This is a genomic window from Curtobacterium sp. MCBD17_034, assembly GCF_003234515.1.
Taxonomy (GTDB): domain Bacteria; phylum Actinomycetota; class Actinomycetes; order Actinomycetales; family Microbacteriaceae; genus Curtobacterium.
On record NZ_QKTN01000002.1, the window covers coordinates 250,387 to 274,129 of the forward strand.

Below are 23,743 nucleotides of genomic sequence, written 5' to 3' on the forward strand. Positions count from 1 at the left end.
CTCGACCCGGCGCCGTCGCGCCCGATGCTCGCCCAGCGGACCGGTCACGCCTTCACCCGCATCCTCGGCATCGGGGCGGCCCGGGGCGAGCACGCGGTCCCGAACGACGACCTCGTCGGGCCGATCGACTCGTCGGACGAGTGGATCCGCCAGCGCACCGGCATCGTCACCCGTGCGCGGGCCGGTGACGACGTCCAGGCCGTGGACCTCGCCGAGGCGGCGTCCCGCGAGGCGATCGCGGCCGCCGGGATCACGGCGGACCAGATCGGCGTCGTGCTCGTCTCCACCGTCACCAACACCGTCGCGACGCCGTCGATGGCGTCGCTCCTCGCCGAGCGCATCGGCGCCGCGCCCGCCGCCGCGTACGACATCAGCGCCGCGTGCGCCGGCTACGCGTACGGCATCGCCCAGGCCGACTCCTTCGTCAAGACGGGCGTCGCCGACCACGTGCTCGTCGTCGGGGCCGAGAAGCTGAGCGAGATCGTCGACCCCACGGACCGTTCGATCTCGTTCCTGCTCGGCGACGGCGCCGGCGCGGCCGTGGTCGGGCCGAGCGACACCCCGGGCATCGCGCCGACGGTCTGGGGATCCGACGGCTCCAAGTGGGACGCCATCCGCATGACGAGCACGTTCTCCGAGTGGCGCGCGGGCGGCGAGCAACCCACCATCCGTCAGGAGGGCCAGACGGTCTTCCGCTGGGCGGTGTGGGAGATGGTCAAGGTCGCCAAGCGCGCGCTCGAGGTCGCCGGCGTGGAGGCCTCGGACCTCGCCGCGTTCGTACCGCACCAGGCGAACATGCGGATCATCGACGAGTTCGCCAAGCAGCTCGGGCTCCCGGAGCGCGTCGTGATCGGCCGCGACATCACGACGACCGGCAACACGTCGGCCGCGAGCATCCCCCTCGCGACCCACCGCCTGCTCGAGGAACACCCGGACCTCCACGGCGGCCTCGCCCTGCAGATCGGCTTCGGCGCCGGACTCGTGTTCGGCGCGCAGGTCGTCGTGCTCCCCTGACCGTTCCACCCGGCGTGCCGCCTGCGGCGCTCCCGAACCCCCCGACCCGGCGTGCCCTAGGCTTGTCCACGGTCATCGACACCCCCTCAAGGAGAAGAACAATGGCAGCGTCCACCGAAGAAGTCCTGGCCGGCCTGGCCGAGCTCATCAACGACGAGACCGGCATCGCGACCGACACCGTGCAGATGGACAAGTCGTTCACCGACGACCTCGACATCGACTCGATCTCGATGATGACGATCGTCGTCAACGCCGAGGAGAAGTTCGACGTGAAGATCCCGGACGAAGAGGTCAAGAACCTCAAGACCGTCGGTGACGCCGTGAACTACATCGTCAAGGCGCAGGGCTGACACCCGCCTGACCCGTCGTGGTCCGGATCCCCTCGGGTCCGGGCCACGACGTGTCCTGGCGCCCGTCGCGCCGCCCGTCGCACCGTCCGTCCTGCAGAAAGACCGTCGTCCATGACCACCAAGCACACCGTCGTCGTCACGGGGATCGGCGCCATCTCGCCGCTCGCCGCGACCGCCCCCGCCACGTGGGATGCCCTGCTCGCGGGCGAGTCGGGCATCACCGCCATCGAGGAGGACTGGGTCGAGCGCTACGACCTGCCCGTCCACTTCGCCGGGCAGGCCCGCCGCTTCATCGGCGACCAGCTGACCCGCCAAGAGGTCAAGCGGCTCGACCCGGGTTCGCAGCTCGCGCTCATCGCCGCGCGCGAGGCCTGGTCGGACGCCGGCATCGACGACGGAGCCGTCGTCCCCGAGCGCCTCATCGTCGACTGGGCGACGGGGATCGGCGGCGTCAACACGCTGCTGGACGCGTGGGACACCCTGCGCGAGCGCGGTCCCCGGCGGATGCTCCCCATGACCGTGCCGATGCTCATGGCGAACGGTCCGGCCGCCGCGATCGAGATGGCGTTCGGCGCCCGCGGCGGTGCCCGCACCTACATCTCGGCCTGCGCGTCGAGCACCGAGTCCCTGGTCGAGGCCTACCGCCACGTCGCGACCGGTGATGCCGACATCGTCATCGCCGGTGGGTCCGAGGCGGCGCTGCACCCGATGCCCCTCGGGGCGTTCGCGGCCATGCAGGCGCTGTCCCGCCGCAACGACGACCCGGCCACGGCCTCCCGGCCCTACGACGTCACGCGCGACGGCTTCGTGCTCGGGGACGGCGCAGCGGCGCTCATCCTCGAGACCAAGGAGCGCGCCGAGGCCCGAGGCGCCCGGATCTACGCCGAGGTCGCCGGTGGGGGCATCACCTCCGACGCCTTCCACATCACCGCCCCCGACCCCGAGGGCAGCGCGGCCGCCCGCGCGGTCATCCAGGCGCTCGAGCACGCCGGTGCCGCGCGAGAGGACGTCGTCCACGTGAACGCGCACGCCACGAGCACCCCGGTCGGCGACGTCGCCGAGTACCACGCGATGCGTCGCGTGTTCGGGGAGCACCTCGACGGCATCGCCGTGTCCGCCACGAAGGCGTCGACCGGGCACCTGCTCGGCGGTGCGGGTGCGATCGAGGCGGTGTTCACGGTCCTCGCGCTCGCGAACCGCGTCGCACCGCCCACCATCAACCTGACGGAGCAGGACCCGGAGATCGTCATGGACGTCGTCCGCGAGCCGCGCACGCTCGGGGACGGCGACCTGCTCGCGATCAGCAACTCGTTCGGGTTCGGCGGCCACAACGCGGTCGTCGCGTTCCGGACCGTCTGACCGCGCCCCCGGGCGACACGACACAGGGCCGGGAGCGTCTGCTCCCGGCCCTGTGTCGTGTCCTGACGATCCGCGGCCGGTCAGCCGACGCGGTGCAACCAGACGACGGGGTTGTCCTCACCGGCGTACCGGAACGGCTCGAGCTCGTCGTCCCACGCCTGCCCGAGCGCGAGGCGTAACTCGCGGTGCAGCTCGAGCGCGTTGCTGCCCGCCAGCTCCATGGCGTACCGCACCCGGTCCTCGGGGACGACCACGTTGCCGGCAGCGTCCGTCTGCGCGTAGAACACGCCGAGGTCCGGCGTGTGCATCCACCGGCCGCCGTCGGACTGCTCGGTCGCGTCCTCGGTGACCTCGTACCGCAGGTGCTCCCAACCCCGGAGCGCGGACGCGATCGCCGCACCGGTGCCCACCGGACCCGTCCAGGTGTACTCGGTGCGCCGGGCGCCTTCGAGCACGGGCTGGTCGAGCCACGAGAAGTTCACGGCACGGTTCATGGCGCGACCTGCCGCCCATTCGACGTGCGGGCACAGCGCGCGAGGTGAGGAGTGCACGTAGAGCACACCCCTCGTGGCCGGACGTCCGGCCGTCACGGTTCCTGGGGTCACGATTCCTCCGATCATCAGGTGCGACTTCCCCATCGACCTGGACCCGGAGGCTCACGACCACGTCTGCCTCCGCAGACGGAACCGATTCGATATGCGATTGTGACGTCCGAGGGACGTGCTCATTATGCACGGGCACCGCTGGGAACGCCAGTGTGCTGCGCGCGTCGGCGGCGACCCTCAGTGCAGGACGGCGCCGTCGGCGTCGTACCCGTGGGTCTCCCCGGCCTCGACGGGCACGGGCAGGCGGTTCTCGGGCGGCGGGACCGGGCACGCGTACTGGTACGAGAACGCGCACGGCGGCAGCACCGCACGGTTGAAGTCCACCGTGATCGGACCGGCCGCACCGGGATCGTCGAGGAACAGGAACCGGCCCATCGAGTAGGACCGCTCCCCCGAGGTGGCGTCCTGGAACACGAGCTGGAGCCGGTCCCCCGCACGGACGACGACGAGCGCGCGGTCCTCGACGCCGATCCGGATCCGGAGGGTCCCCGCGACGGGGAGCGGGGCGCCGGCCGCGTCGGTCACGCTGCCCCGGCCCTCCCGGTCGCCGGGCTCCCACACGCCGGTCCGCACCCACGCCGTCGACACGGGGAACACACCGATGTGCCCGAAGCGGGCGATCGCCGGCGAGGCCGGATCCCACACCCGGAGTGCGTGGCCGGCGGTGGTCGCGGCGACGGAGCCGGAGGTGCCGTCGGCGAACCGGACGGCCGAGGCCACGACGGCGTCGTCGCCGGCGACGTGCACCGTCCCGTCGACGAGCACGTCGTCCACGACGACCCCGGCATCGGCCGTCGCGGTGACGCTGAGCCCACCGATCGCGGGCGCCCACGTCCCGGGGACCGGCCACACGGGCTGCGGCACCGTGACGGTCTGGCTGTTGACCAGGGCGAGCGGACCCCGTGGACTCCGCACCCACCGCTCGCGCTCGGCACGCAGCGCCTGGAGGGCCGGATCGCCGCCGTCGCGCCGGTCGCCGTCCTCGGTCGTCACAGCTGGTCCTGCCGGGGGTAGATGACCTCTTGCACGATGATGATCACCGACGCGGCGACGGGCACGGCCACGAGCGCGCCGAGGACACCCCCGATCGTGCCACCCGCCACCGCGGCGATGACCACGAGGGCACCGGGGACCTGCACGGCCCGCGACATGATCCGCGGGGCGATCACGTAGGCCTCCACCTGCATGTACACGAGGTAGTAGATCGCGGCGACGAGCGCGGTGAGGGGTGATGCGAAGAGGCAGATCAGACAGATCACGATCGCGGCCCCGAGGGTGCCCACGAGCGGGACCAGCGCGCCGAGGAACGCGAACGTCGCCAGGAGCACGGGCAGCGGCGCGCGGATGATCAGGAGGAACACGAGGCTCAGCACGCCGTTGAGGACGGCCTCGGCGATCTGCCCGACCACGTAGCGACCGACGGACCGGGTGATCTGCTCGGTGACGTCGGCGAAGTTCGCGCGACGCGACGCCGGCACGAAGCGGTACGTCATGCGCTTGATCGACCGCATGGACGCGAGGAAGTACAGCATGAGGATGAGCACGATCACCGCGCCGGTCAGCCCCGAGACGATGCCGGTCCCGACGGCGAGCAGTCCGCCGCCGACGCTGAGGAGGTTGCCCGGGTCCTCGACGTACTTGCTCGCCGATCCGAGCGCGTCGTCGATGTTGATCGAGCCGTTCAGCTGCCGCGACAGGTCCTGGACCCAGTCCTGCTGCGACAGCCCCTGCACGAAGTCCGGGAACGACTGCACGAGGTTCGTGGCCTGGTCGACGATGACGGGGACGATCGCGAACAGGATCCCGACGAAGGCGCCGATGACGCCGAGCACGACCACGGTGATCGCGAGCCACCGCGGGATGATGCGTTCGAGCCAGTTGACGACGGGATCGAGGCCGAGGGCGACGAACACCGCGACGCCGATGTAGACGAGCACGGTGGAGAGCTCGCGCAGGAGGATCGCGGCGAGCAGCGCGACGAGGACGCCGATGCCCCCCATGAACCCGATACGGAACGCGTTGACCCGGACGCCCGTCGCGCCACGGTGCAGCTCGAACGTGACGTCGGGGCTCGGGGCGTGCGTCTGCGACGTCTCGGCGACGCGTTTCCTCATGCCCTGACCCTACCGACCGGCACCGACGCGAGCGGGACGACGCGGGCGAGCGGCGTGCTCCGAGGACGACCACCGACCGGGCGCGCCGCGGCGGAGGCGGCGGTGGGGCGGGCGGGACTCGAACCCGCGGATCGTTCGGTTATGAGCCGACTGCCTTGACCAGCTTGGCTACCGCCCCGCGCCGGGGCCATCGGGCACCGGCTCACCACGATACAGCGCCTCGAACGTCGACAGGGTGCGGTTGATGTCGTGGTCGACGATCATGTCGAGGCTCTGCCGCTTCATGCGGAGGTACTCGTCGTCGGGCGCTGCGAGCACGGCGGTGAGCCTGTCCGCCAGGTCCTGCGGGTCGCCCGGACGGAACAGGTACCCGTTGCCGTCGATGAGGTGCGGCAGGGCCATCGCATCCGCTGCGACGACCGGGAGTCCGGAGGCCATCGCCTCGAGCGAGGCGATGCTCTGCAACTCGGCGGTCGAGGGCATCGCGAAGACGGTGGCGTTCGTCAGCGCTGCCCGGAGGTCCTCGTCCGACTGGTACCCGGTGAACACGACGCGGTCCGCCACCCCGAGTTCCTCGGCGAGCGAGGACAGCCGCGGGATCATCTCGCCGCCGCCCACGATGCGGATCGTCGCCTCGAGCTCGGCGGGGATGAGGGGCAGGGCACGCACCAGTACGTCGAGCTGCTTCTCGGGCGCCACGCGGCCGACGAACACGATCTCGTTCCGCGGCGGTCGGAGGTCACGCGAGGTGTACCGGGATGCGTCGATGCCGCACGAGATCGCGAGCACCTGCTGGGCCTTGATCGCGGCCTGCAGGTAGGCCGCCGCCTTCCGGGTGGGCGTCGTGACCGCGTCGGCGAGCCGGTACGTCCTGGCCGCGTCCGCCCACGCGATCTTGAGGGCGATCGGCAGCGTCCACCGTCCGAACGGTGCGTACTCGAGCAGGTTCTCGGGCATGAAGTGGTTCGTGGCGATGACGCGGATGCCGCGTGCCTTGGCCTCGCGCGCGATGCCACGGCCGATCACGATGTGGGACTGGATGTGCAGCGCGTCGGGCTTGAACGCGTCGAGGATCGGGGCGGTGTTCCGGCGCACGGTCCAGGGCCACGCGAACCGGAGCCAGGAGTGGAGCGGCCACTTCATCGAGAAGAGCCGGTGCACCACGAAGGTCACGCCGCCGTGTTCCTCGTCGTGCGTGCCGTGGTGGCGGTTGGCGGCGGGCGCGACGACCTGCACCTCGTGCCCGCGCTCGGCGAGGCCGATCGCGAGTCGTTCGCAGAACACCGCGGCGCCGTTGACGTCCGGTGGGAAGGTGTCGGCGGCGAGGAGGATGCGGAGCCGCTCCGGTCGCCCGCTGGGGGTGGTCGTCGATTCGTCCTGTCCTGGCACGGGGCGCGTCGTCCTCTCGTCTCATGCTCGGCTGGCCTCCGACGCTACCGCACGCCTCGCCGCGCACGCCCCCACCGGGCGTCGGCGGGTCGGCCCGGTCCTGCGCATCGGTACAGACCGTGGCCCGGCCCGGTGCGCCGGGCGACGCTCAGCGTCGCGCCTCGGGCTGGTGTTTCGCCAACTGGAACACGCCCGTGATCGCGATCGCCGCGGCGAGGAGGAACCCGGCCACGGCGAACCACGGCGCACCGGTGGCCTCGCGCAGGACGACGATGCCGATTCCCACGGCGACGATCGGGTCGATGACCGTCAGGCCGGCGATCACGAGGTCCGGCGATCCGCTGGCGTAGGCGTTCTGGACGAAGTAGCCGCCGAGTACCGCGGCGACGATCACCCCCGCGATCGCGACGGCGGTCACCCAGTCGAACGTGCCGTTCACCACACGGTTCAGCGTCACCTTGGCGAGCGTGGCGACGAAGCCGTAGAGGATCCCGGCCCCGACGATGAAGTACAGGGGGTTGCGCCGCCTGCGGACGAGCCGGAAGGACAGCAGCACGATCGCCAGCACGACGGCGAGGATGACGAGCACCGTCACGAGCTGGCTGTGGGTGATCGGCGTCTCGTGTCCGACGAGCGCGGCGATCCCCACGAAGATCCCGACGCCGACGATGCAGGTCCACACCGCCCGACACGAGGGTGCGTCGAGCGGGACCCCCGAGGAGCGCGTCGAGAACCACGTCGTGATGACGAGGGCGACGGCCCCGAGTGGCTGCACGACGATGAGCGGCGCGAAGGTGATGCTGACGAGTTGGAGGACCACGGCGCACCCGAGCATGAGGGTGCCGAGCACCCACGATCCACTGCCGAGGAGCGCGAGCACGTGCCGGACCGACAGGCCGCCGGACTGCCTGCCGATGCGCGCCTCGACCCGGTGCACGCCGGCGCTCTGGAAGTGCGCGCCGAGCGACAGGAAGACGCTGCCGACGAGGGCCACCGGGATCATGAGCGCCTGGAACGGCGTCATGTTGATGCGATCGGTGAGATCGACGAGGTCCGGCGCCACGGGGTCGAGGCTACCGCTCGGCTGGCCGATAGCCTGGACGAATGGCCGTCCTCCCGATCCGCATCACGGGCGATCCCGTGCTCCACGCTCCTGCGACCGAGGTCACCACCTTCGACGACGGACTCCGTGCGCTCGTCGACGACATGTACGCCACCATGGACCTCGCTCCGGGCGTCGGGCTGGCCGGGCCGCAGGTCGGGGTCGCCAAGCGTCTGTTCGTGTTCTCGTGGAGGGACGACGACGGCGAGCTCTGGCGGGGCGCGGCGGTGAACCCCGTGCTGTGGACGTCGCCCCTCGTCCCGGAGACCCACGCGGACCTCGACGAGGACGAGGAGTCCGAGGGCTGCCTGTCCATCCCGGGCGAGCGGTTCCCGCTCCGTCGGGCCGAGGGCGCCATCCTCCGCGCGCAGGACGTCGACGGCACCCCGTACGAGATCGAGGCGCACGGCTGGCTCGCCCGCGTCTTCCAGCACGAGTACGACCACCTGGACGGCGTGCTCTACGCCGACCGGTTGTCCCACCCGCACGGCAAGGCCGCACTCAAGGCGGTGCGCAAGCAGAGCTGGGGGGTGCCGGGCAAGTCCTGGCTCCCCGGTCGCGACCACCCGGAAGGCTGAGCCCTCAGTCCTCGACCGCGGCGATGGCGGCGCGCACGCGCGCGATCTGCGGGTGCCCCGGGCAGTAGAGGACGACGGCACGGGCCTCGAGCAACGCATGTCGGGAGGCCACCCTGCCGTCGAAGGGACCGGTCCCGACCTCTGCGCACCGGCCCGCGAGCGCGCGGAGCCCGAGCGCCCCGCCCGCCGCCGCCAGGGCGGCGCGCTGTTGGTCGGACGGCACCGACCCGGCGATCCGCACGGCGGTGCAGGAGCGACTCCGGGCCTCCCATGCGGCGGCGTACGTGGTGAAGAGCGTGACGTCGCCGAAGTCGTCGTCGGGGACGCCGTCCGTCGCGCTCCTGCTCGTCGTGGTCCGGCAGCGGAAGGCGAACACGACGGGGCTCGCGCCGACGCTGTCCGTACCCGCCCCCGCGCCCGTGCCCGTGCCCGGAGCGGTGTCCGACGAGGCCCCCGTGTCCGCTGACGCACCCGCGCCTGCTGCGGTCCTCGAGGATCCCGATGCCGGGCCGGGTGCCTGCGGGCTCGCGGTCGACGGCAGCGCGCCCGCGGTGGGCGGCGCGGCCGGCTCGTTCGTCGTGCACGCGCCCAGGGCCAGCAGCGACGCGAGCGCCAGCCCGAGCGCCGTCGCCGCCGCCGCGCTCCTCCGGACGATCCGCACCTGAGAACGCTAACAGGGTCTCCTGGCGCGGACGGGCATCCGACGTGACCGCACCGGTGTCAGCTCCAAGCGTGACGCGCCCGGGATGCGGCCCCGTGGTCGTGGCGAGCCCGGAGTGCTGGTATGCTCGTATCCGCTGTTCAGCAGCATTCCTCGATAGCTCAATTGGCAGAGCAGCCGGCTGTTAACCGGCAGGTTCTTGGTTCGAGTCCAAGTCGGGGAGCATGTGGCCCTCACCCTCCTGGGTGGGGGCCTTTTCGTTTGCCCGCAGGTAGTCACCAATGAAACGCACCGGGTCGCGCTTGAGCGGGTGTGCCACTGCCTCGATCTCGGTCGCCTGGAACGCCGTGCGGAATCCCGGACATGGTCCGAAGAGTCGGCGTCACGTCCCTGATCGGGGAGACGGGATGCGGAAGAAGGCGCTCGAGAACTGGGCGGGCAACGAGACGGCGAAGTACGCGCTCGACAACTGGGACACACTCGCGGATCTGACGCCGACGACGCGGTTCGAGACGCTGAAGAGAGCGCGTTTCCAGTCGCGCGACGAGGCGGCCGCGCGCGGTACTGCGGTGCACGCGCTGGCGGAGCAGATCGTGGAGGGCGCAGAGGTCGACGTGCCGGATGAGCTCGCGGGGCACGTGGCGTCGGCAGTCCGGTTCCTCGACGAGTGGAAGGTCCGCTCGGTCCCGAACGAGGCGACCGTGTGGAACGAGAAGGGCCACTACGGCGGGACGCTCGACGGTGTCGCGACGTCGGACGTGTGGGACGAGCGCTGCGGTGAACAGCGGGTGATCCTGTTCGACTGGAAGACGAACCGGTCGGGGATGTACGGCGAGACGGCGCTGCAGCTGTCGGCGTACGGGAACGCAAAGTTATACATCGGCGCTGACGGTCAGGACCATCCGATGGCTGAGCTCGGGGTGACGGATCACTGGGCGATCGGGGTCCGTTCGGATGGGTATTCGGTGTACCCGATGGACCGGTCGGAGCAGACGTTCCGGACGTTCCAGTACGTGGCGACGGTGGCGCGTCGGACGGGTGCGATGGATGCGATGGATGCGATGGATGCGATGGATGCGCTGAAGAGTGCGGAGATCTTCGCGGAGCGTGCCGCATGAGCGCGGTGGAGGTCGCTGGTCAGGCTCCCGCTGTCTCGCAGCAGTTCACGCTGCGTGATGTGGCCGAGGTCGCCTACCAACACGCGGTGCGCCAGATGCGCGCGCTGGAGAGCAAGTTGTCCGCGTTCCAGTCAATAAACCGGAACGTGGGCGCAATGTACGGGGCCTCTGGTTCCGGGAGAGAGAACTGAGGTGTCAGATGCTCAGGCCGGATCGTTGTCCAGGAACCGGGAGAGGGAGATCCCCACGACGGCGGGGACGGTCACTCCAAGCAGGATCCCCGAAAACGAGACGTACCAGACCGAGAAGCCGTGGAGTGCTTCATCCGCGCTGACGGCCTCGATGCAGTTCACCACGGATGTGGTCGCGCCGACCCAGATCAACAGGAGCCACGAGATCGCAAGCCACCGCAGCCGTAGCGACACCTCAGCTAGAAACGCGCGTAAAGGGGCGCGCATCTCCACCAAAATCAGCAGCGCCGCAATTGGGTACACGGTTGCGATCAGCGTCGCCCCATTTGTTGAGATCACGTCAGGGAGCGTAGTCGAAGCGGTGGCAGCCGATGGCTGACGAGCGGAAGTGCTACGCCGGCGATCTGTCGTCGGACGTTCTCGGGAAGCGGATCCGAATCCGACCGATGGCCGGGGAGCCGAGGGGCGACGCTGTCCAGCACTATCTGGCGACGGGTGACGAGCGGCGCACGCTGATCGACTTCGAGTCGGAGGCGACGACGTCGGTGCCCGACACGGAGCTGGTCGAGGTGCTCACGTGAGCGCGCTCATCACACACCCAACTTGCGGGAAGTCGTGGTGGCAGCGCGGGAACCGGACGGGGCACTGCGCGTGCATTTACTGACGTGGATCAGCATGGCGAGCTGGTCGTCCCGCACACCGCGCCCGGGCTCGCAGCGCACGTCACCCCACCGGGCGCGCATCACCTGACGGAGATGCTCACCACATGGCTGCTCGCCGACCACGACGTCATCGCGGACGAACCATCCGGGCTCGCTTACTTCGAGGCCGTCGCCGACTTCCTCTGGAAGGCCCGGAGCCGGTTCCCGCGTGCACCCCGACCGTCGCGGGGCGTGCTGCCCCGGCCGTGCCCAATTTGCGAGCGCTTCGCGCTCGGCGCCGAGTAGCGCAGCGAAGACCCGGCGGACTTCGAGCTGAAGTGCTCATTCTGCGGCGACACCGAAGACGCGACCGCGGTGATCCGCGCCGGCCGCGTCCGTGAGCTCCTCACCGACCTCCGTGAAGAGCTCAGCAAGGAGCCGGTGGAGTGGTGGACTAAGCGGCAGGCGTCCCGCGGGATGGGGATCACGATCCGCACGATCGACCGGTTCATCCAGTCGGGTCTGCAGACGATGACGCACTACGGGACGTGTGGGTGCGGGTCGAGGATCTGCAGGGAATGTGCCGGGCGAAGCGGGCGGCGCAGCAGCAGACACGTCGCACCGCGATCATCGACAAGGCGAAGGCGCAGTGGGATCCGAAGGAGGACGAAACACCGCACCCCGCCTAACCGCTGGCATGTCTCAACTCCCTGTATGCTTGCGCCAGCGAACCCGTCAGCACACTTGACGGTTGGAACGCCTCGAGCATCTGCTCGAGGCGTTCTCGCGTCAGTGAGGGGCTTGGGACGTGGACACAGCGCTGATTTCCTTCGGAGCCGCCCTCCTCGGCGCGGTTTCCGGCTTCGCCGCCAATCTCTACCTTGCCCAGCGCGACCGGCGACTCAACGCGCGCGAGGCCATCTACTACCAGCACTTGAACTCGATCTACGACGATGTCTGGAAGGCCCGCGCGAGAGCGCTCCGCGGCCGACGCACCTGCCGGCGAGTCATCAACCGCTTCGAACGCGTGACTCGCCTCATCGAGATGGAGTCGCGGCGCACGCGGAGGGCGGCCGATCTGACCGCAGCTCAGGAGCTGCACGACGCGATGCGCTCCATCTGGTTCCAGGCGGCTCGACACTCCGCGAGCGTCACAGCGTGGGATCGCGTGGCGAATGCGATGCTCAGGCTGAACGACGACATAGGCGATCGGCTGAACGAGTAGACCCCCGGTGAGGCATTGTTGCCCCGGGCATGGGGATGATCCACCCGCGTTCGGGCGAACGGATCCCGGGTCAACCTCTGGCTCAAGAGAGGGGGGCTGACCCGAAGCTTTCAGCTGTGCCCCGTGGCGCTGGTGATCGCCAACACTGTCGCGGGCGCATTGCCGATCATCGAGACAGCTGAATCGTAGAAGAACCGCCGGATGACGTCCCCCCACTCCGCCTTGCGTTCCGGAGAGGTTGACTGGGCCTCCGCGGCGAAGAGGCAGACCCAGAGCCTGCGCGCCGCATCCTCGTAGTCGAACCGCTGACCGACCACCTCGTCGTCCCAGGCGGCGAGGATCTCACGTAGCAAACGGTTGATGAACAAGCGAAGGGGCGGTGTCAGCGTCTGATCCTGGTTGACCAGGCTCAGCGTCTCGAACACCGCCTCCCTGAGCAGTGTCTTCCCCTCGTCCGACATTGAGGGCCTTTTGTCTTCCCATCGGTCCGCCAGGCCATCGAGCACGTCGAGAGCGGTCTGAGGATAGACATCCTCAGCACGGATGCCAACGGTCCAGCCATTTGGATAGGACAACACAATCCGAGTCCAGGCCGGGACGTAACGGCGATACGTCGTCACACGGACGCCCTCGCGCTCGAGTTCCTCGAGGCCTTGCTCCACCAGGTGGAGATCATCGAGTGCCAGCATCTGGTCTCGCATCCCCTCTTCGGTCTCGAGATCCCGCGAAGCCGCGACCGACATGGCGGTGGCGTGGCGCTCCTTCCAGTCGATCATCCTGTCGTGCAAGCGCTGCGCCGGGTTCATGCGCCGATTCTAAGCGAGGGGTGCTCACGCCGTGCGCGTGTGCTCTGAATCGGCATGCCCCGCCATCACTCCGCGCGGCACGAGCCGCTGCCCGACCCACACCCGGCGGCACGACCGGGCACGAGGCATCAGGCAGGCACGGGGCGAGCACGTCGTGGTGCTCGCGGACCAGCTGGTCAACGTGCAGCATGCGTTGGTGGACCGTGCCAGTCGCGAGTCCGGCTGCGAGTAGGTGGTTGCGGTACTCCTTGACGTACATAGCGGTGATCCTTCGGGTGTCTGCCGTCCGGGTAGGCGGCGTGCGTGTGGTGAGCACGAGCCTGGGAGGATCGAAGGTTAGGGGAGGACCCTGACGTGCGTTCATCTGGTTCGGCGTACCGTCGGCGGCCCGTGTCACGACCGAAGGTCGCTCGGGTGGACGCGGCTCTGCTCGCCGTCGTCGAACCGGAACTCCACGCTGCTCGAGTACACGCGCACGATCCGCCCGGGTCGCGAGGCGCGGCCGGACATGCCGACGAACGTCGCGCGCCGGTGGCCGCTCCCAGTCCGCTCGCGGAGCTGCTCGATCGTCATGCGGTCACCGCCGTCGGGAAGGTGATGACATCGCCGGCGTAGTCCTGCTTCTCGTCGTGGCGACGGTTGCCGAGTCGTTCGGAGAGGCTCAGGATCGCGGCAGTCTTGGGACCGGCAGGTTCTTGGTTCGAGTCCGAGTCGGGGAGCCAATCGAGACAATGGCCCTCCGCATCAGCGGAGGGCCGTTGTCGTTCTCGTCGGATCCGCCGAGGCACGGCGCCGCGATGCTGTGCCCGGGATCAGTACCCGGCAGCCGGATCGACGACCCCGATGAACCCGGTGCCGTCTCCGCTGAGGAACGCCGCGGTGTTCACGCGGATCCGTTCGGCGAGCAGCGGCGCCACCATGTCCGGGGTGTCCGCCTGGTGGGGCGTGATGACCACGCCCGGCTCGTCCCACAGGGGATGGCCGTCGGGCAGCGGTTCGGGATCGGTGACGTCGAGGCCCGCGCCGGCGATCTGCCCGCTCCGCAGCGCGGCGAGCAGCGCGTCGGTGTCGACGAGTCCGCCACGGGCGATGTTCACGATCCGGACTGAGGGACGCATGCGCGCCAGGCGGTCGGCGTCGAGCAGTCGCGCGGTGCCGGACGTCATCGCGGCGGCGATCATCACGACGTCGGCATCCGGCAGGACCTCGTCGATGTGGTCGACGGTGACGGTGCGCGCCGCTCCGGGCACGGGCTCCGCGGACCGTCGGACGACGGTGACCTCGGTGTCGAACGGGGCGAGCAACCGGATGTACTCGAGGGCGATCCCGCCCGCACCGATGACCACGACGTTCCGTCCGTACAGCGACACGCCCTCGGGCTCGGTCGCCCAGCTCGTCGCCCGGGCGCGCTTCGGCAGCACGCGGAGCGTCGCGAGCGTCAGGGCGAGCGCGTGCTCGGCCACCGGCTCCGCGTAGGCACCCTTCGCGCTCGTGAACAGCACGCGGCCGCCGTGGTCGGCGATGAGGTCGGCGAAGGCGTCGACACCGGCGAACGGCAGCTGGACCCACGTCACGCCGGGTGAGGCCGCGAGTGCGTCCGCCAGGCCCTGCGCATCGCGTGCGTCGAGCCAGACGACGCCTCGCGTGTCCGCGGAGGCCGATGCGACGGAGCCGCCCGCCGCCTCCACCGCGGCGACGTGCAGGTCCCCCGGGGCCGGGAGGATCGCGACCGGGCCCGGGGTCGGGACCGGTCCCGGGAGGGGCCGCCCGGCATCGGTCACGACGGCGCGGTGGCCGCGGGTCGTCTGCGGCCGCTCGTTGGTGCTCACGGGGTTCCTTCGGGGGTCGTGGCCGCGACGGCCGTCTCGATCGGGGGTGCCATCCGACGCGAGGTCGGCTTGGCCCGCTTGACGGGCCGTGCGGCGGTCGCGGCGAGGGTCTTGACGTAGGGGTCGAGTGGCGCGTCGAACACCTCGTCGAAGGTGCCGAGCCCGACGAGCCGCCCCTCGCGGAGCACGGCGACGCGGTCGGCCAGGGCACGGGCCTCCCGGACGTCGCTCGAGACGACGACCGCCGAGAACCCGAGGGCGCGCTGGATGGTCGCGAGGGCCTCGAGCACGGACTGGCGGACGAGGACGTCGACGCCCCGCGCGGGCTCGTCGGCCACGAGGAGCTGCGGCTCGAGCACGAGCGCCCGGGCGAGGGCGACGCGCTGCCGCTGCCCGCTCGAGAGCTCCCACGTGTGCGAGCGCATGATCCCGAGCGGCAGGTGCACGGCGTCGACGAGGCGCGCGACCATGAGGCCGGCGACCTTGCGGTCGAACCGTCGGTCCCGCGCGTACACCGGCTCGGCGATCGCCTCGCCGACGGTCAGGTCCGGGCTCAGGTGGTCGGCCGCGTCCTGACTCAGGTAGCCGATCGTGCCGGTCAGCCGGGTGCGGCGCCGCGAGTGCGTGCCGAGCCGACGCAGGCCCTGTCCGAGCACGGTGAGCTCGCCGCCGACGATGTGCCGACGGGCCGATGCCTCGCCCTCGCGCGGGTCCCCCACCTGTCCGGCGATCGCCGCGGCGAGGGTCGACTTGCCCGACCCGGAACCACCGAGCACGGCGAGGATCTCGCCCTGCTGCACCGTGAGGCTGACGCCGTCGACGGCACGGACCGGCCGGGCCGCGCCGGTGCCGCGGTACTCGATCGACACGTCGTCCGCGATGACCGCGGGACCGTTCACCCCGACCATGCGTCCCCTTCCTGATCGCGGGAGCCGTCGATCACTGCGCCGCCAGCTGCTCCAGGGTACGCCGTCGCTCCGCCTGCTCCGCCGGGTCCGGGACCGGCAGGGACGCGAGGAGGCGCTGGGTGTACGGATGCCGGGGCGCGCCGAGGACCTCGGCCGCGGTGCCCTCCTCGACGAGGTCGCCGCGGTACAGCACGGCGATCCGGTCGGACAGCGCGCCGACGACGGCGAGGTCGTGGCTGATGAACAACGACGCGAACCCGAGGTCCTGCTGGAGCTCGAGGAACAGTTCGAGCACGCGGGCCTGCACGGACACGTCGAGCGCACTCGTCGGTTCGTCGGCGATGAGCAGCTTCGGCCGCAGCGCGAGCGACCGCGCGAGCGACGCGCGCTGCCGCTGACCGCCCGAGAGCTCGTGCGGGAACCGCTCGCCGTACGCCCGGGGCAGCTGGACGGCCTCGAGCAGTTCGTCGACCCGTGCGCGGGCGGCGCGCGGGGACCGGGCCTCACCATGCACGACGAGCGGCTCGGCCACGGCCTCCGCGATCGTCAGCAGCGGGTTGAAGCTCGTCGCCGGGTCCTGGAACACGAACCCGATCTCCTTGCGACGGGGCTTGAAGTCGCGCTCGCGGTAGCCGAGCATCTCGGTGCCGAGCACCTCGAGGGACCCGCCGGTCACGCGCGTGAGGCCCGCGATCGCCCGGCCGATGGTCGTCTTGCCGGACCCCGACTCGCCCACGAGTCCCAGGACCTCGCCCGGGCGGATCGCCAGGTCGACGCCCTTGACGGCGCGGAACGCGGGCGATCCGAGCCGCCCCGGGTACTCGATCTCGAGACCGCGAGCCCGCACGACCGGCGCGACGGACTCGTCGACCAGCGCCCGCCGGTCGCTCGTCGTCGCGGCCGACAGCCGCGGCACGGCCGCGAGCAGGCGCTTCGTGTAGTCGGCGGTCGGCGCGGCGAACAGCGTTCGTACGTCGGCCTCCTCGACGACCTCGCCCTGGTACATCACGGCCACCCGGTCCGCGAGGTCGGCGACCACGCCCATGTTGTGGGTGATGAGGACGATGGCGGCACCGAACTCGTCGCGGCAGCGCCGGAGCAGGTCGAGGATCTCCGCCTGCACGGTGACGTCGAGGGCCGTCGTCGGCTCGTCCGCGATGATCACGCTCGGCTCGAGGACGAGGGCCATGGCGATGACGACGCGCTGCTTCTGACCGCCGGAGAACTGGTGCGGGTAGTGGTCGACCCGCTGCTCGGGGTCGGGGATCCCGACGCGGCGCAGGTACTCGATGGCGCGCTTCCGGGCCTCGTGCTTCGAGACCCCACCGTGGGCACGGATGCCCTCGGCGATCTGCCATCCGACCGTGAACACGGGGTTCAGCGCGGTCGACGGCTCCTGGAACACCATCGCGCCCGCGGTGCCGCGGAGTTCCCGGAGCCGCTGCGACGAGACGCGCACGACGTCGTCGCCGCCGAGCACGACCGCACCCGACACGGTGGCGGTCTCCGGGAGCAGCCGCAGCATGCTCCGGGCCGTCACCGACTTGCCGGACCCGGACTCGCCGACCAGGGCCAGGACCTCACCCGGCCGCACGTCGATCGACACGTGGTCGACCGCGGCGACCGCACCGTTGTCCGTGGCGAAGGTGACCGACAGGTCGTCGACGGTCGCCACCGCCTCCCCGGTGCTCCGACCGTTCTGGAGGCGCGGCGCGGCGCCCGCCTCGTTCGTCGCGTCCGTCATGCGCCCGCTCCTTCCGTGGCCGCGGCCGGGACCGGCCGCTCGGTGACCCGCTGCTTCGCACGGCGGCGCGCACGGAGGCGGGGGTCGGAGATGTCGTTGAGGCTCTCGCCGATGAAGGTGACCCCGAGCACGAGCAGCACGATCGCGATGCCCGGGTAGACACCCGTCCACCAGATCCCGCTCGCGGTGTCGGACAGGGCGCGGTTGAGGTCGTACCCCCACTCCGAGCCCGCGGTCGGGCCGATGCCGAAGCCGAGGAACCCGAGGCTTGCGAGCGTCAGGATCGCGTCCGACGCGTTGAGCGTCAGGATGAGCGGCAGGCTGCGCGTCGCGTTGCGGAGCACGTGGCGCGTCATGATGCGCCACGGGTTCGTGCCGACGACGCGGGCCGACTCCACGAACGCCTCGCCCTTGAGCCGGACGGCCTCGGCACGGATGACGCGGAAGTACTGCGGCACGTACACGACCGTGATCGAGATGCCTGCCGAGACGATGCCGCCCGCGTAGCTCGACTGACCGCCGGAGATCACGATCGACACGACGATCGCGAGCAGGAGGGACGGGAACGCGTACACAGCGTCGGCGACGACCACGAGCACCCGGTCGAGCCAGCCGCCGATGTACCCGGAGACCATGCCGAGCAGGACGCCGACGACGATGGAGATCACGACCGCGACGACGACCACGAGGACCGCGGTGCGGGCGCCGAACACCACCCGGCTGAACACGTCGAACCCACCGACGGTCGTGCCCCAGACGTGCGTGCTGCTCGGGGCGCCGGTGCGTGGGAACGGATGGCCCGCGCCGTCCTGCAACTGCGCGAACCCGTACGGCGCGATGAGCGGCGCGAAGAGGGCGACGAGCAGGAACAGCGCGCAGATGACGACTCCGGTGACGAGCATCGCCCGCTGCCAGCCGACGCTCCGCCGGAGCTGTTCGACGATCGGCAGGCGCTTCCACCAGGCCTCGCGGCGGTCGAGGAGGGCCACGTCGGACATCTCAGTACCTCACTCTCGGGTCGATGAGCGCCGCGACCACGTCGACGACGAAGTTCGTGACGGCGACGATGACGGCGAGGACCGCGACGATCCCCTGCACGGCGACGAAGTCGCGCGCGGACAGGTACTGCTGGAGCTCGAACCCGAGTCCCCGCCACCCGAAGGTCGTCTCGGTGAGCACGGACCCGCCGAGGAGCATGGCGATCTGCAGCCCCATGACGGTGATGATCGGCACGAGGGCGGGCCGGAACGCGTGCGTGCGCACGAGCCGGGACTCGCGGACGCCACGCGACCGGGCGGCGTCGACGTAGTCCGACCCGAGGGAGCCGATCATGTTCGCGCGGACGAGGCGCAGGAAGATGCCCGCCGTCAGCAGACCGAGCGTGAACGCCGGCAGCACCGCGTGCTGCAGGACGTCGCCGATGATGACGCCGTTCCCGGTCCGGAGCGCGTCGACGAGGTAGATGCCCGTTGCGCCGGGGACGTTGTTCAGCGCGAGTTCGACCCGGGTCGAGGCGCGGTCGCCCAGCGGCAGCCACCCGAGCCAGATCGAGAACACGAGCTTGAGCAGCAGACCGCCGAAGAACACGGGGGTCGCGTACGTCAGGATCGCCAGGGCGCGCAGGAGGACGTCCGGCCACTTGTCGCGCATGTACGCGGCGAGCATGCCGAGCGGGATGCCGAGCACGAGCGCGATGATGAGCGCGTAGAACACGAGCTCGACCGTGGCGCCGCCGTACTCGAGGATGATCTGGCTGATCGGCCGGTGGTCCGTGACCGTCGTGCCGAAGTCGCCGCGGACGATCTGTCCGAGGTACTGCAGGTACTGCACGATCACCGGACGGTCGTAGCCCGCGGCGTGCAACCGCGCCTGCAGCTGCTCAGGCGTCAGGCGCCCTCCCACCGAGGCGACGATCGGGTTCCCGATGACGCGCATGAGGAAGAACACGAGCGTCACGAGGATGAAGACGGTCGGGAAGATGAGGAGGAACCGGACGAGGACGTACCGTCCGAGCCCTCCCCCGCCGGCCGAGCGACGAGCGGCGGTCGCCTTCGTCGGCTCCGCCGCCACGGGGTCCGCGTTGGTCACGGTCACGAGTGCTGTGTGCCTTTCTGTCCGGTGCCGGTCGGGAGGGACGGTTCGCGCCCGCCTCGTCGGCGTGCGGACCGTACCGGGGTCGCCCCGGTCCTCCCGGCCGGGCAACGAGAGGGGGCGCCCCGGTCGGAGCGCCCCCTGCACGTGGTGCCGAGATTACTTGGTGAGCGTCCCGTACCGGAACTTGAACGAGGGGTCGAGCACGAGGCCCTTGACGTCCTTGCTCGCGACGGCGACCTGCTTGCCCTGGAGGAGGGGCAGGGTCGAGATCTGCTCGGCCTCACGCTGCTGCGCCTGACCGATGATGTCCGCACGCTTCGTCTTGTCGGACTCCGCCTGCTCCTGCGCGATCAGCTTCTGGATCGTCGGGTCGTCGTAGTGGTTCTGCACGAAGTTGTCCTTCGTGAAGAACGGCGACAGGTAGTTGTCCGCGTCCGAGAAGTCCGGGAACCAGCCGAGCTGGTACTCCGGGTAGGCGTCCTTCACGCGCTCGGCCGAGTAGGTCGTGTACAGCGTCGACTGGATGTTGACGTCGAACAGGCCAGAGTTCTCGAGCTGGGTCTTGAGGAGCGCGTACTCGTCGTCGCTCGCCTCGCCGTAGTGGTCCGGCGCGTACTGGATGTTGAGCGTCACCTTGCCGGTCACACCCGCGTCGGCGAGGGTCTTCTTCGCCTTCTGGACGTCCGGGCCGCCGTTGCCGTCGCCGTAGAGCGTCTTGAACGGCGTGGTCGCACCGGTCAGGCCGTCCGGCACCATCGAGTACGCCGGCGTGTAGGTGTTGTCGTAGACCTGCTTGGCCAGGGCGCTGCGGTCCACGACGTCGGCGACGGCCTTGCGGACCGCGAGGGCCTTGGCCGGGTCCTTCTCGCTCGTCGTCGCGCCGAACGGCTGCGTGTTGAAGTTGAACACGACGTAGCGGAGCTCGCCGCCCGGACCGTAGGTGACCTTGAGGTTCTTCTTCTTCGCCAGGTTCGTGACGTCGGTCGGCGTGAAGGAGCGGTACGCCACGTCGACGTCGCCCTTCTGCACCGCGAGCTTGAGGTCGGTCTCCTTGGTGAAGTACTGCGCCGTGACCTGGTCGGTCTTCGCCTTGCCGAGCACGCCGTCGTACTTGTCGTTGCGGGCGTACTGGATGAGGTCGTTCTGCTTGTACGACGTGATCTTGTACTGTCCCGCGAAGGCGTCGCCGGAGACGATCTTCGACGCCGGCGTCAGCTTGGTCGCCGAGAACACCTGCTCGTCGACGATGGGGCCGGCCGGGCTCGACAGCACCTGCGGCCAGGTCTGGTCGGCGTGGTTCAGGTGGAACACGACCGTCGTCGCGTTCGGGGTCGAGATGCTCTTCATGTTGGCGAGCAGCGACTGCGGGCCGTTCGCGTTGTTGATCTTGACCTCGCGGTCGAACGAGAACTTGACGTCGCTCGAGGTGAGCTTGTGCCCGTTCGCGAACTCGAGGCCCTTCTTGAGGGTGACCGTGTAGGTCGTCGGGTTCGTGAAGGTGCCCTTGGTCGCGATGTCCGGCTTGACGTCCGGGCTGCCCGACGGCGTGTTCATGAGGAACGGGAACACCTGGTTCTGGACCACGAAGGACCCGGTGTCGTACGACCCGGCCGGGTCCAGCGAGACGATGCTGTCGCTCGTGCCGACGATCAGGCCGTTCAGGTTCGAGGACGAGCCGCCGCCCGCACAGCCGGTGAGCACGAGCGTCGTCGCCAGGGCCCCTCCGGCGAGCACGGCGGCGCGCTTGCCCAGCTTGGTCACGGAAGCCATGTCCGTATGCCTCTCTGTCATGGATGCAGGAGTCCTCGGTCGCGCATGTGGATCTGCTGGGCGCGCGAGGACACTCAAGATTGGCACCCCCGCCACCTGGAGGACGAATCGGGGGACGTTTGTTTACACCGTCGTAATACCGTCCGGCCGGACGGAAGCGTGCTCCGGCGCACATCGGCGCGAGTCGGCGCGCGGCGGCGCGATTCGGCGCGCGGCCTCAAGCCGACTCGGCGTCCGCTTTGAGCCGCATTCGCTGGGCATCGATCGCGACGAGCTGCCGCTGGAGCTCGGCGCGGCGATCGGCTTGCTCGTGCGGGTCGGTGCGCTGGAGCTGTCCGAGCAGGGACGCCTTCCGGGCGAGCAGGTCCCGTTCGACGAGTGCCACGACGATGCTGCGGCAGTACAACGCCAGGTCCTCGTCCGTACGGGCGGGCAGCGGCGCGACGGCGAGTTCCTGGACGAACGGGGCGAACGGCCCGGGCACGTCGCCGAGCACTCGGTCGAGCCACCCCGGTCCACCGAGTGCGTCCCCGTTCGCCACGACGGCGTCGCGCACGACCGCGAGCACCGGGGCCGTGAACACCGCACCCGCCGTGAGCCCGACGAGCGTGGCACCGACCCGTTCGGGCTGCTGGACCATCGCCATGACGGCGTCGCGCTCCATGCGCGTGATCGGGTCGTTCGGGAGCGCGCGGAGCGTCGCGGTCGGGGCGTCGTCCGGGATCGGGGCACCGGTGCCGCCCGTGCCACCCGCCGCGAGCGCACGGGCCCCGGCCGCGCCGAACGCTGCTCCCGTGCGGCGGTCGGCACCGCGGACTGCCCCGGTGTCATCGGCGTAGCGGGACCCCGCCGCGGCGGATCGTCCGGGCCCGGCAGCGTCACCGGAGGTGCCCTGCCGGCGCCGCGCGGTCTCGACGGCGCTGCGGACCTCACCGATGTCCATGCCGAGCCAGCCGGCGAGTTCGCGGACGTAGCCCTGCGTCATCGCGCGGTCCCGGATGCCGGCGAGCACGGGAGCCGCGGCCCGCAACGCGGCCACGCGCCCCTCGACCGTCTCGAGGTCGTGGCCGTCCAGCGTCCGCCGGATCATGAACTCGAACATCGGGCGTCGCCCGGCGACGAGCCGGCGGATCGCGTCGTCACCCCGAGCGAGGCGGAGGTCGCACGGGTCGAGTCCGCCCGGGGCGACCGCGACGAACGTCTGCGCGGCGAACCGCTGTTCCTCGGCGAAGGCCCGGGAGGCCGCGCGCTGACCGGCCTCGTCCGGGTCGAAGGTGAACACGACCTCGCCCGTGGCGGACGGGTCGCGCCCGGACACGTCGCCGAGCATGGGGCGGAGGACCTTGATGTGGTCGACGCCGAACGCCGTGCCACAGGTCGCGACGGCCGTCGTCACACCCGCGAGGTGGCACGCCATGACGTCGGTGTAGCCCTCGACGATGACGACCTGCTTGCTCTTCGAGATGTCCCGGCGAGCGAGGTCGAGCCCGTAGAGCACCTGGCTCTTGTGGTACACGGGCGTCTCGGGGGTGTTGAGGTACTTCGGCCCCTTGTCGTCGTCGAGCAGCCGCCGCGCGCCGAAGCCGATGGTGGCTCCCGTGACGTCGCGGATGGGCCAGATGAGCCGTCCGCGGAAGCGGTCGTACGGGGACCGATCGCCCTGGCTGACGAGGCCGGCGGTGACGATCTCCTCGAGGCTGAACCCCCGTCCGCGCAGGTGGTCCCGGAGGGCGTCGTACGACTTCGGGGCGAACCCGATGCCGAACCGCGCCGCCGCGGCGGGGTCGAACCCGCGTTCGCCGAGGAACCGCCGGGCGGGTTCGGCACCCGGCGTCGTGAGCTGCTCGATGAACCAGGTGGCCGCGGCCTCGTTCGCGGCGAGCAGGCGGGCACGCGTGTTGTGGTCGGTGCGGGGGCCGTCGCCGTCCTCGTAGTGGAGCGTGAAGCCGATCTTGGCGGCCATCCGCTCGACGGCCTCCTGGAACGTCGTGTGGTCCATCTTCATGAGGAAGCTGTAGACGTCGCCGTCCTCGCCGCACCCGAAGCAGTGGTACCGACCGACCTGGGGCCGCACGTGGAACGAGGGGCTCCGCTCGTCGTGGAACGGGCAGAGTCCCTTGAGGGAACCGACGCCGGCGGACTTCAGCGTCACGTAGTCCCCCACGACGTCGGCGATGTTCACACGCTGACGCACCTCGTCGATGTCGTCCCGCGTGATGAGTCCCGCCACGCGACGATCCTACGC

At 70.5% G+C, this 23,743-nt stretch carries 25 protein-coding genes and 2 tRNA genes; 10 read left to right on the plus strand and 17 right to left on the minus strand.

What is annotated here, in order from left to right; translation table 11 throughout:
• Positions 1-24: 24 nt before the first annotated feature.
• The 3 genes from DEI92_RS04900 (at position 25) to DEI92_RS04910 (ending at position 2,723) form a co-directional block, all read left to right on the plus strand.
• Positions 25-1,014 carry a beta-ketoacyl-ACP synthase III gene (locus tag DEI92_RS04900; RefSeq protein ID WP_111008943.1) on the plus strand — a complete coding sequence of 330 codons (990 nt, stop codon included), beginning with the start codon at positions 25-27 and terminating at the stop codon, positions 1,012-1,014.
• Positions 1,015-1,115: 101 nt separating this feature from the next.
• Positions 1,116-1,364, plus strand: a complete 249-nt coding sequence (locus DEI92_RS04905) for an acyl carrier protein (protein ID WP_111008700.1) — start codon at positions 1,116-1,118, stop codon at positions 1,362-1,364.
• Between the two features lie 111 nt (positions 1,365-1,475).
• Positions 1,476-2,723, plus strand: coding sequence for a beta-ketoacyl synthase (locus DEI92_RS04910; RefSeq protein ID WP_111012572.1), 1,248 nt, complete (start codon positions 1,476-1,478; stop codon positions 2,721-2,723).
• A gap of 80 nt (positions 2,724-2,803) precedes the next feature.
• Here DEI92_RS04910 and DEI92_RS04915 read toward each other — a convergent pair whose 3' ends face one another.
• The 6 genes from DEI92_RS04915 to DEI92_RS04940 all read right to left on the minus strand — a co-directional run bounded on the left by DEI92_RS04915 (position 2,804) and on the right by DEI92_RS04940 (position 7,894).
• Entirely contained in the window at positions 2,804-3,343 is a 540-nt protein-coding gene (locus DEI92_RS04915) for a DUF3145 domain-containing protein (RefSeq protein ID WP_258370070.1), read from the minus strand.
• Between the two features lie 162 nt (positions 3,344-3,505).
• Entirely contained in the window at positions 3,506-4,321 is an 816-nt protein-coding gene (locus tag DEI92_RS04920) for a DUF1684 domain-containing protein (RefSeq protein WP_111012574.1), read from the minus strand.
• Complete coding sequence (locus DEI92_RS04925; protein ID WP_111012575.1) at positions 4,318-5,442, minus strand: AI-2E family transporter; 1,125 nt, start codon at positions 5,440-5,442, stop codon at positions 4,318-4,320. Before DEI92_RS04925 ends, DEI92_RS04920 begins: the two co-directional genes overlap by 4 nt.
• A 103-nt stretch (positions 5,443-5,545) precedes the next feature.
• Positions 5,546-5,620 (minus strand) — tRNA-Ile (locus DEI92_RS04930).
• Positions 5,611-6,831 (minus strand): glycosyltransferase, encoded by a 1,221-nt coding sequence (locus tag DEI92_RS04935; RefSeq protein ID WP_111012576.1) that lies wholly within the window; start codon positions 6,829-6,831, stop codon positions 5,611-5,613. The genes DEI92_RS04930 and DEI92_RS04935 overlap by 10 nt, the downstream gene beginning before the upstream one ends.
• A gap of 148 nt (positions 6,832-6,979) precedes the next feature.
• Positions 6,980-7,894 carry a multidrug DMT transporter permease gene (locus tag DEI92_RS04940; protein ID WP_258370071.1) on the minus strand — a complete coding sequence of 305 codons (915 nt, stop codon included), beginning with the start codon at positions 7,892-7,894 and terminating at the stop codon, positions 6,980-6,982.
• Between the two features lie 41 nt (positions 7,895-7,935).
• On the opposite strand from DEI92_RS04940, the gene def reads away from it, so the two are divergent.
• Positions 7,936-8,511, plus strand: coding sequence for a peptide deformylase (def, locus tag DEI92_RS04945; protein WP_111012577.1), 576 nt, complete (start codon positions 7,936-7,938; stop codon positions 8,509-8,511).
• A 4-nt stretch (positions 8,512-8,515) separates the two neighbouring features.
• Here def and DEI92_RS16280 read toward each other — a convergent pair whose 3' ends face one another.
• The gene (locus DEI92_RS16280) at positions 8,516-9,172 is read right to left on the minus strand and encodes a hypothetical protein (RefSeq protein ID WP_146249100.1); all 657 of its coding nucleotides are present in this window, start codon (positions 9,170-9,172) and stop codon (positions 8,516-8,518) included.
• Between the two features lie 150 nt (positions 9,173-9,322).
• On the opposite strand from DEI92_RS16280, the gene DEI92_RS04960 reads away from it, so the two are divergent.
• The 3 genes from DEI92_RS04960 (at position 9,323) to DEI92_RS04970 (ending at position 10,481) form a co-directional block, all read left to right on the plus strand.
• Positions 9,323-9,395 (plus strand) — tRNA-Asn (locus DEI92_RS04960).
• Between the two features lie 184 nt (positions 9,396-9,579).
• Positions 9,580-10,290: a hypothetical protein gene (locus DEI92_RS04965; protein WP_111012580.1), complete on the plus strand. Its 711-nt coding sequence runs from the start codon at positions 9,580-9,582 to the stop codon at positions 10,288-10,290.
• On the plus strand, positions 10,287-10,481 hold the full coding sequence (locus DEI92_RS04970; protein WP_111012581.1) for a hypothetical protein: 195 nt from the start codon (positions 10,287-10,289) through the stop codon (positions 10,479-10,481). The genes DEI92_RS04965 and DEI92_RS04970 overlap by 4 nt, the downstream gene beginning before the upstream one ends.
• A gap of 12 nt (positions 10,482-10,493) precedes the next feature.
• Here DEI92_RS04970 and DEI92_RS04975 read toward each other — a convergent pair whose 3' ends face one another.
• Positions 10,494-10,820 carry a hypothetical protein gene (locus DEI92_RS04975; RefSeq protein ID WP_111048124.1) on the minus strand — a complete coding sequence of 109 codons (327 nt, stop codon included), beginning with the start codon at positions 10,818-10,820 and terminating at the stop codon, positions 10,494-10,496.
• Positions 10,821-10,852: 32 nt separating this feature from the next.
• On the opposite strand from DEI92_RS04975, the gene DEI92_RS04980 reads away from it, so the two are divergent.
• From DEI92_RS04980 to DEI92_RS04990, 3 genes are all read left to right on the plus strand, one after another.
• Complete coding sequence (locus DEI92_RS04980) at positions 10,853-11,062, plus strand: hypothetical protein (RefSeq protein ID WP_111012583.1); 210 nt, start codon at positions 10,853-10,855, stop codon at positions 11,060-11,062.
• A gap of 84 nt (positions 11,063-11,146) precedes the next feature.
• Positions 11,147-11,428: a hypothetical protein gene (locus DEI92_RS04985; RefSeq protein ID WP_111012584.1), complete on the plus strand. Its 282-nt coding sequence runs from the start codon at positions 11,147-11,149 to the stop codon at positions 11,426-11,428.
• Between the two features lie 502 nt (positions 11,429-11,930).
• Positions 11,931-12,347, plus strand: coding sequence for a hypothetical protein (locus tag DEI92_RS04990; protein ID WP_111012585.1), 417 nt, complete (start codon positions 11,931-11,933; stop codon positions 12,345-12,347).
• A gap of 110 nt (positions 12,348-12,457) precedes the next feature.
• On the opposite strand, the gene DEI92_RS04995 is transcribed toward DEI92_RS04990, so the two are convergent.
• The 9 genes from DEI92_RS04995 to dnaG all read right to left on the minus strand — a co-directional run bounded on the left by DEI92_RS04995 (position 12,458) and on the right by dnaG (position 23,728).
• The gene (locus DEI92_RS04995; protein WP_146249101.1) at positions 12,458-13,153 is read right to left on the minus strand and encodes a hypothetical protein; all 696 of its coding nucleotides are present in this window, start codon (positions 13,151-13,153) and stop codon (positions 12,458-12,460) included.
• Between the two features lie 393 nt (positions 13,154-13,546).
• Positions 13,547-13,726 (minus strand): hypothetical protein, encoded by a 180-nt coding sequence (locus DEI92_RS05000; RefSeq protein ID WP_111012587.1) that lies wholly within the window; start codon positions 13,724-13,726, stop codon positions 13,547-13,549.
• A 239-nt stretch (positions 13,727-13,965) separates the two neighbouring features.
• Positions 13,966-14,982, minus strand: coding sequence for a D-isomer specific 2-hydroxyacid dehydrogenase family protein (locus DEI92_RS05005; protein WP_258370072.1), 1,017 nt, complete (start codon positions 14,980-14,982; stop codon positions 13,966-13,968).
• On the minus strand, positions 14,979-15,890 hold the full coding sequence (locus tag DEI92_RS05010; protein WP_111012588.1) for an ATP-binding cassette domain-containing protein: 912 nt from the start codon (positions 15,888-15,890) through the stop codon (positions 14,979-14,981). The genes DEI92_RS05005 and DEI92_RS05010 overlap by 4 nt, the downstream gene beginning before the upstream one ends.
• 31 nt (positions 15,891-15,921) lie before the next feature.
• Positions 15,922-17,634, minus strand: coding sequence for an ABC transporter ATP-binding protein (locus DEI92_RS05015; RefSeq protein ID WP_111012589.1), 1,713 nt, complete (start codon positions 17,632-17,634; stop codon positions 15,922-15,924).
• The gene (locus DEI92_RS05020) at positions 17,631-18,632 is read right to left on the minus strand and encodes an ABC transporter permease (protein WP_111008689.1); all 1,002 of its coding nucleotides are present in this window, start codon (positions 18,630-18,632) and stop codon (positions 17,631-17,633) included. The genes DEI92_RS05015 and DEI92_RS05020 overlap by 4 nt, the downstream gene beginning before the upstream one ends.
• Before the next feature lies 1 nt (position 18,633).
• Positions 18,634-19,728, minus strand: a complete 1,095-nt coding sequence (locus tag DEI92_RS05025) for an ABC transporter permease (protein ID WP_375342532.1) — start codon at positions 19,726-19,728, stop codon at positions 18,634-18,636.
• Between the two features lie 156 nt (positions 19,729-19,884).
• Positions 19,885-21,498, minus strand: a complete 1,614-nt coding sequence (locus tag DEI92_RS05030) for an ABC transporter substrate-binding protein (RefSeq protein ID WP_111012590.1) — start codon at positions 21,496-21,498, stop codon at positions 19,885-19,887.
• A 217-nt stretch (positions 21,499-21,715) separates the two neighbouring features.
• Positions 21,716-23,728 (minus strand): DNA primase, encoded by a 2,013-nt coding sequence (gene dnaG / locus DEI92_RS05035; protein ID WP_111012591.1) that lies wholly within the window; start codon positions 23,726-23,728, stop codon positions 21,716-21,718.
• Positions 23,729-23,743 lie beyond the last annotated feature (15 nt).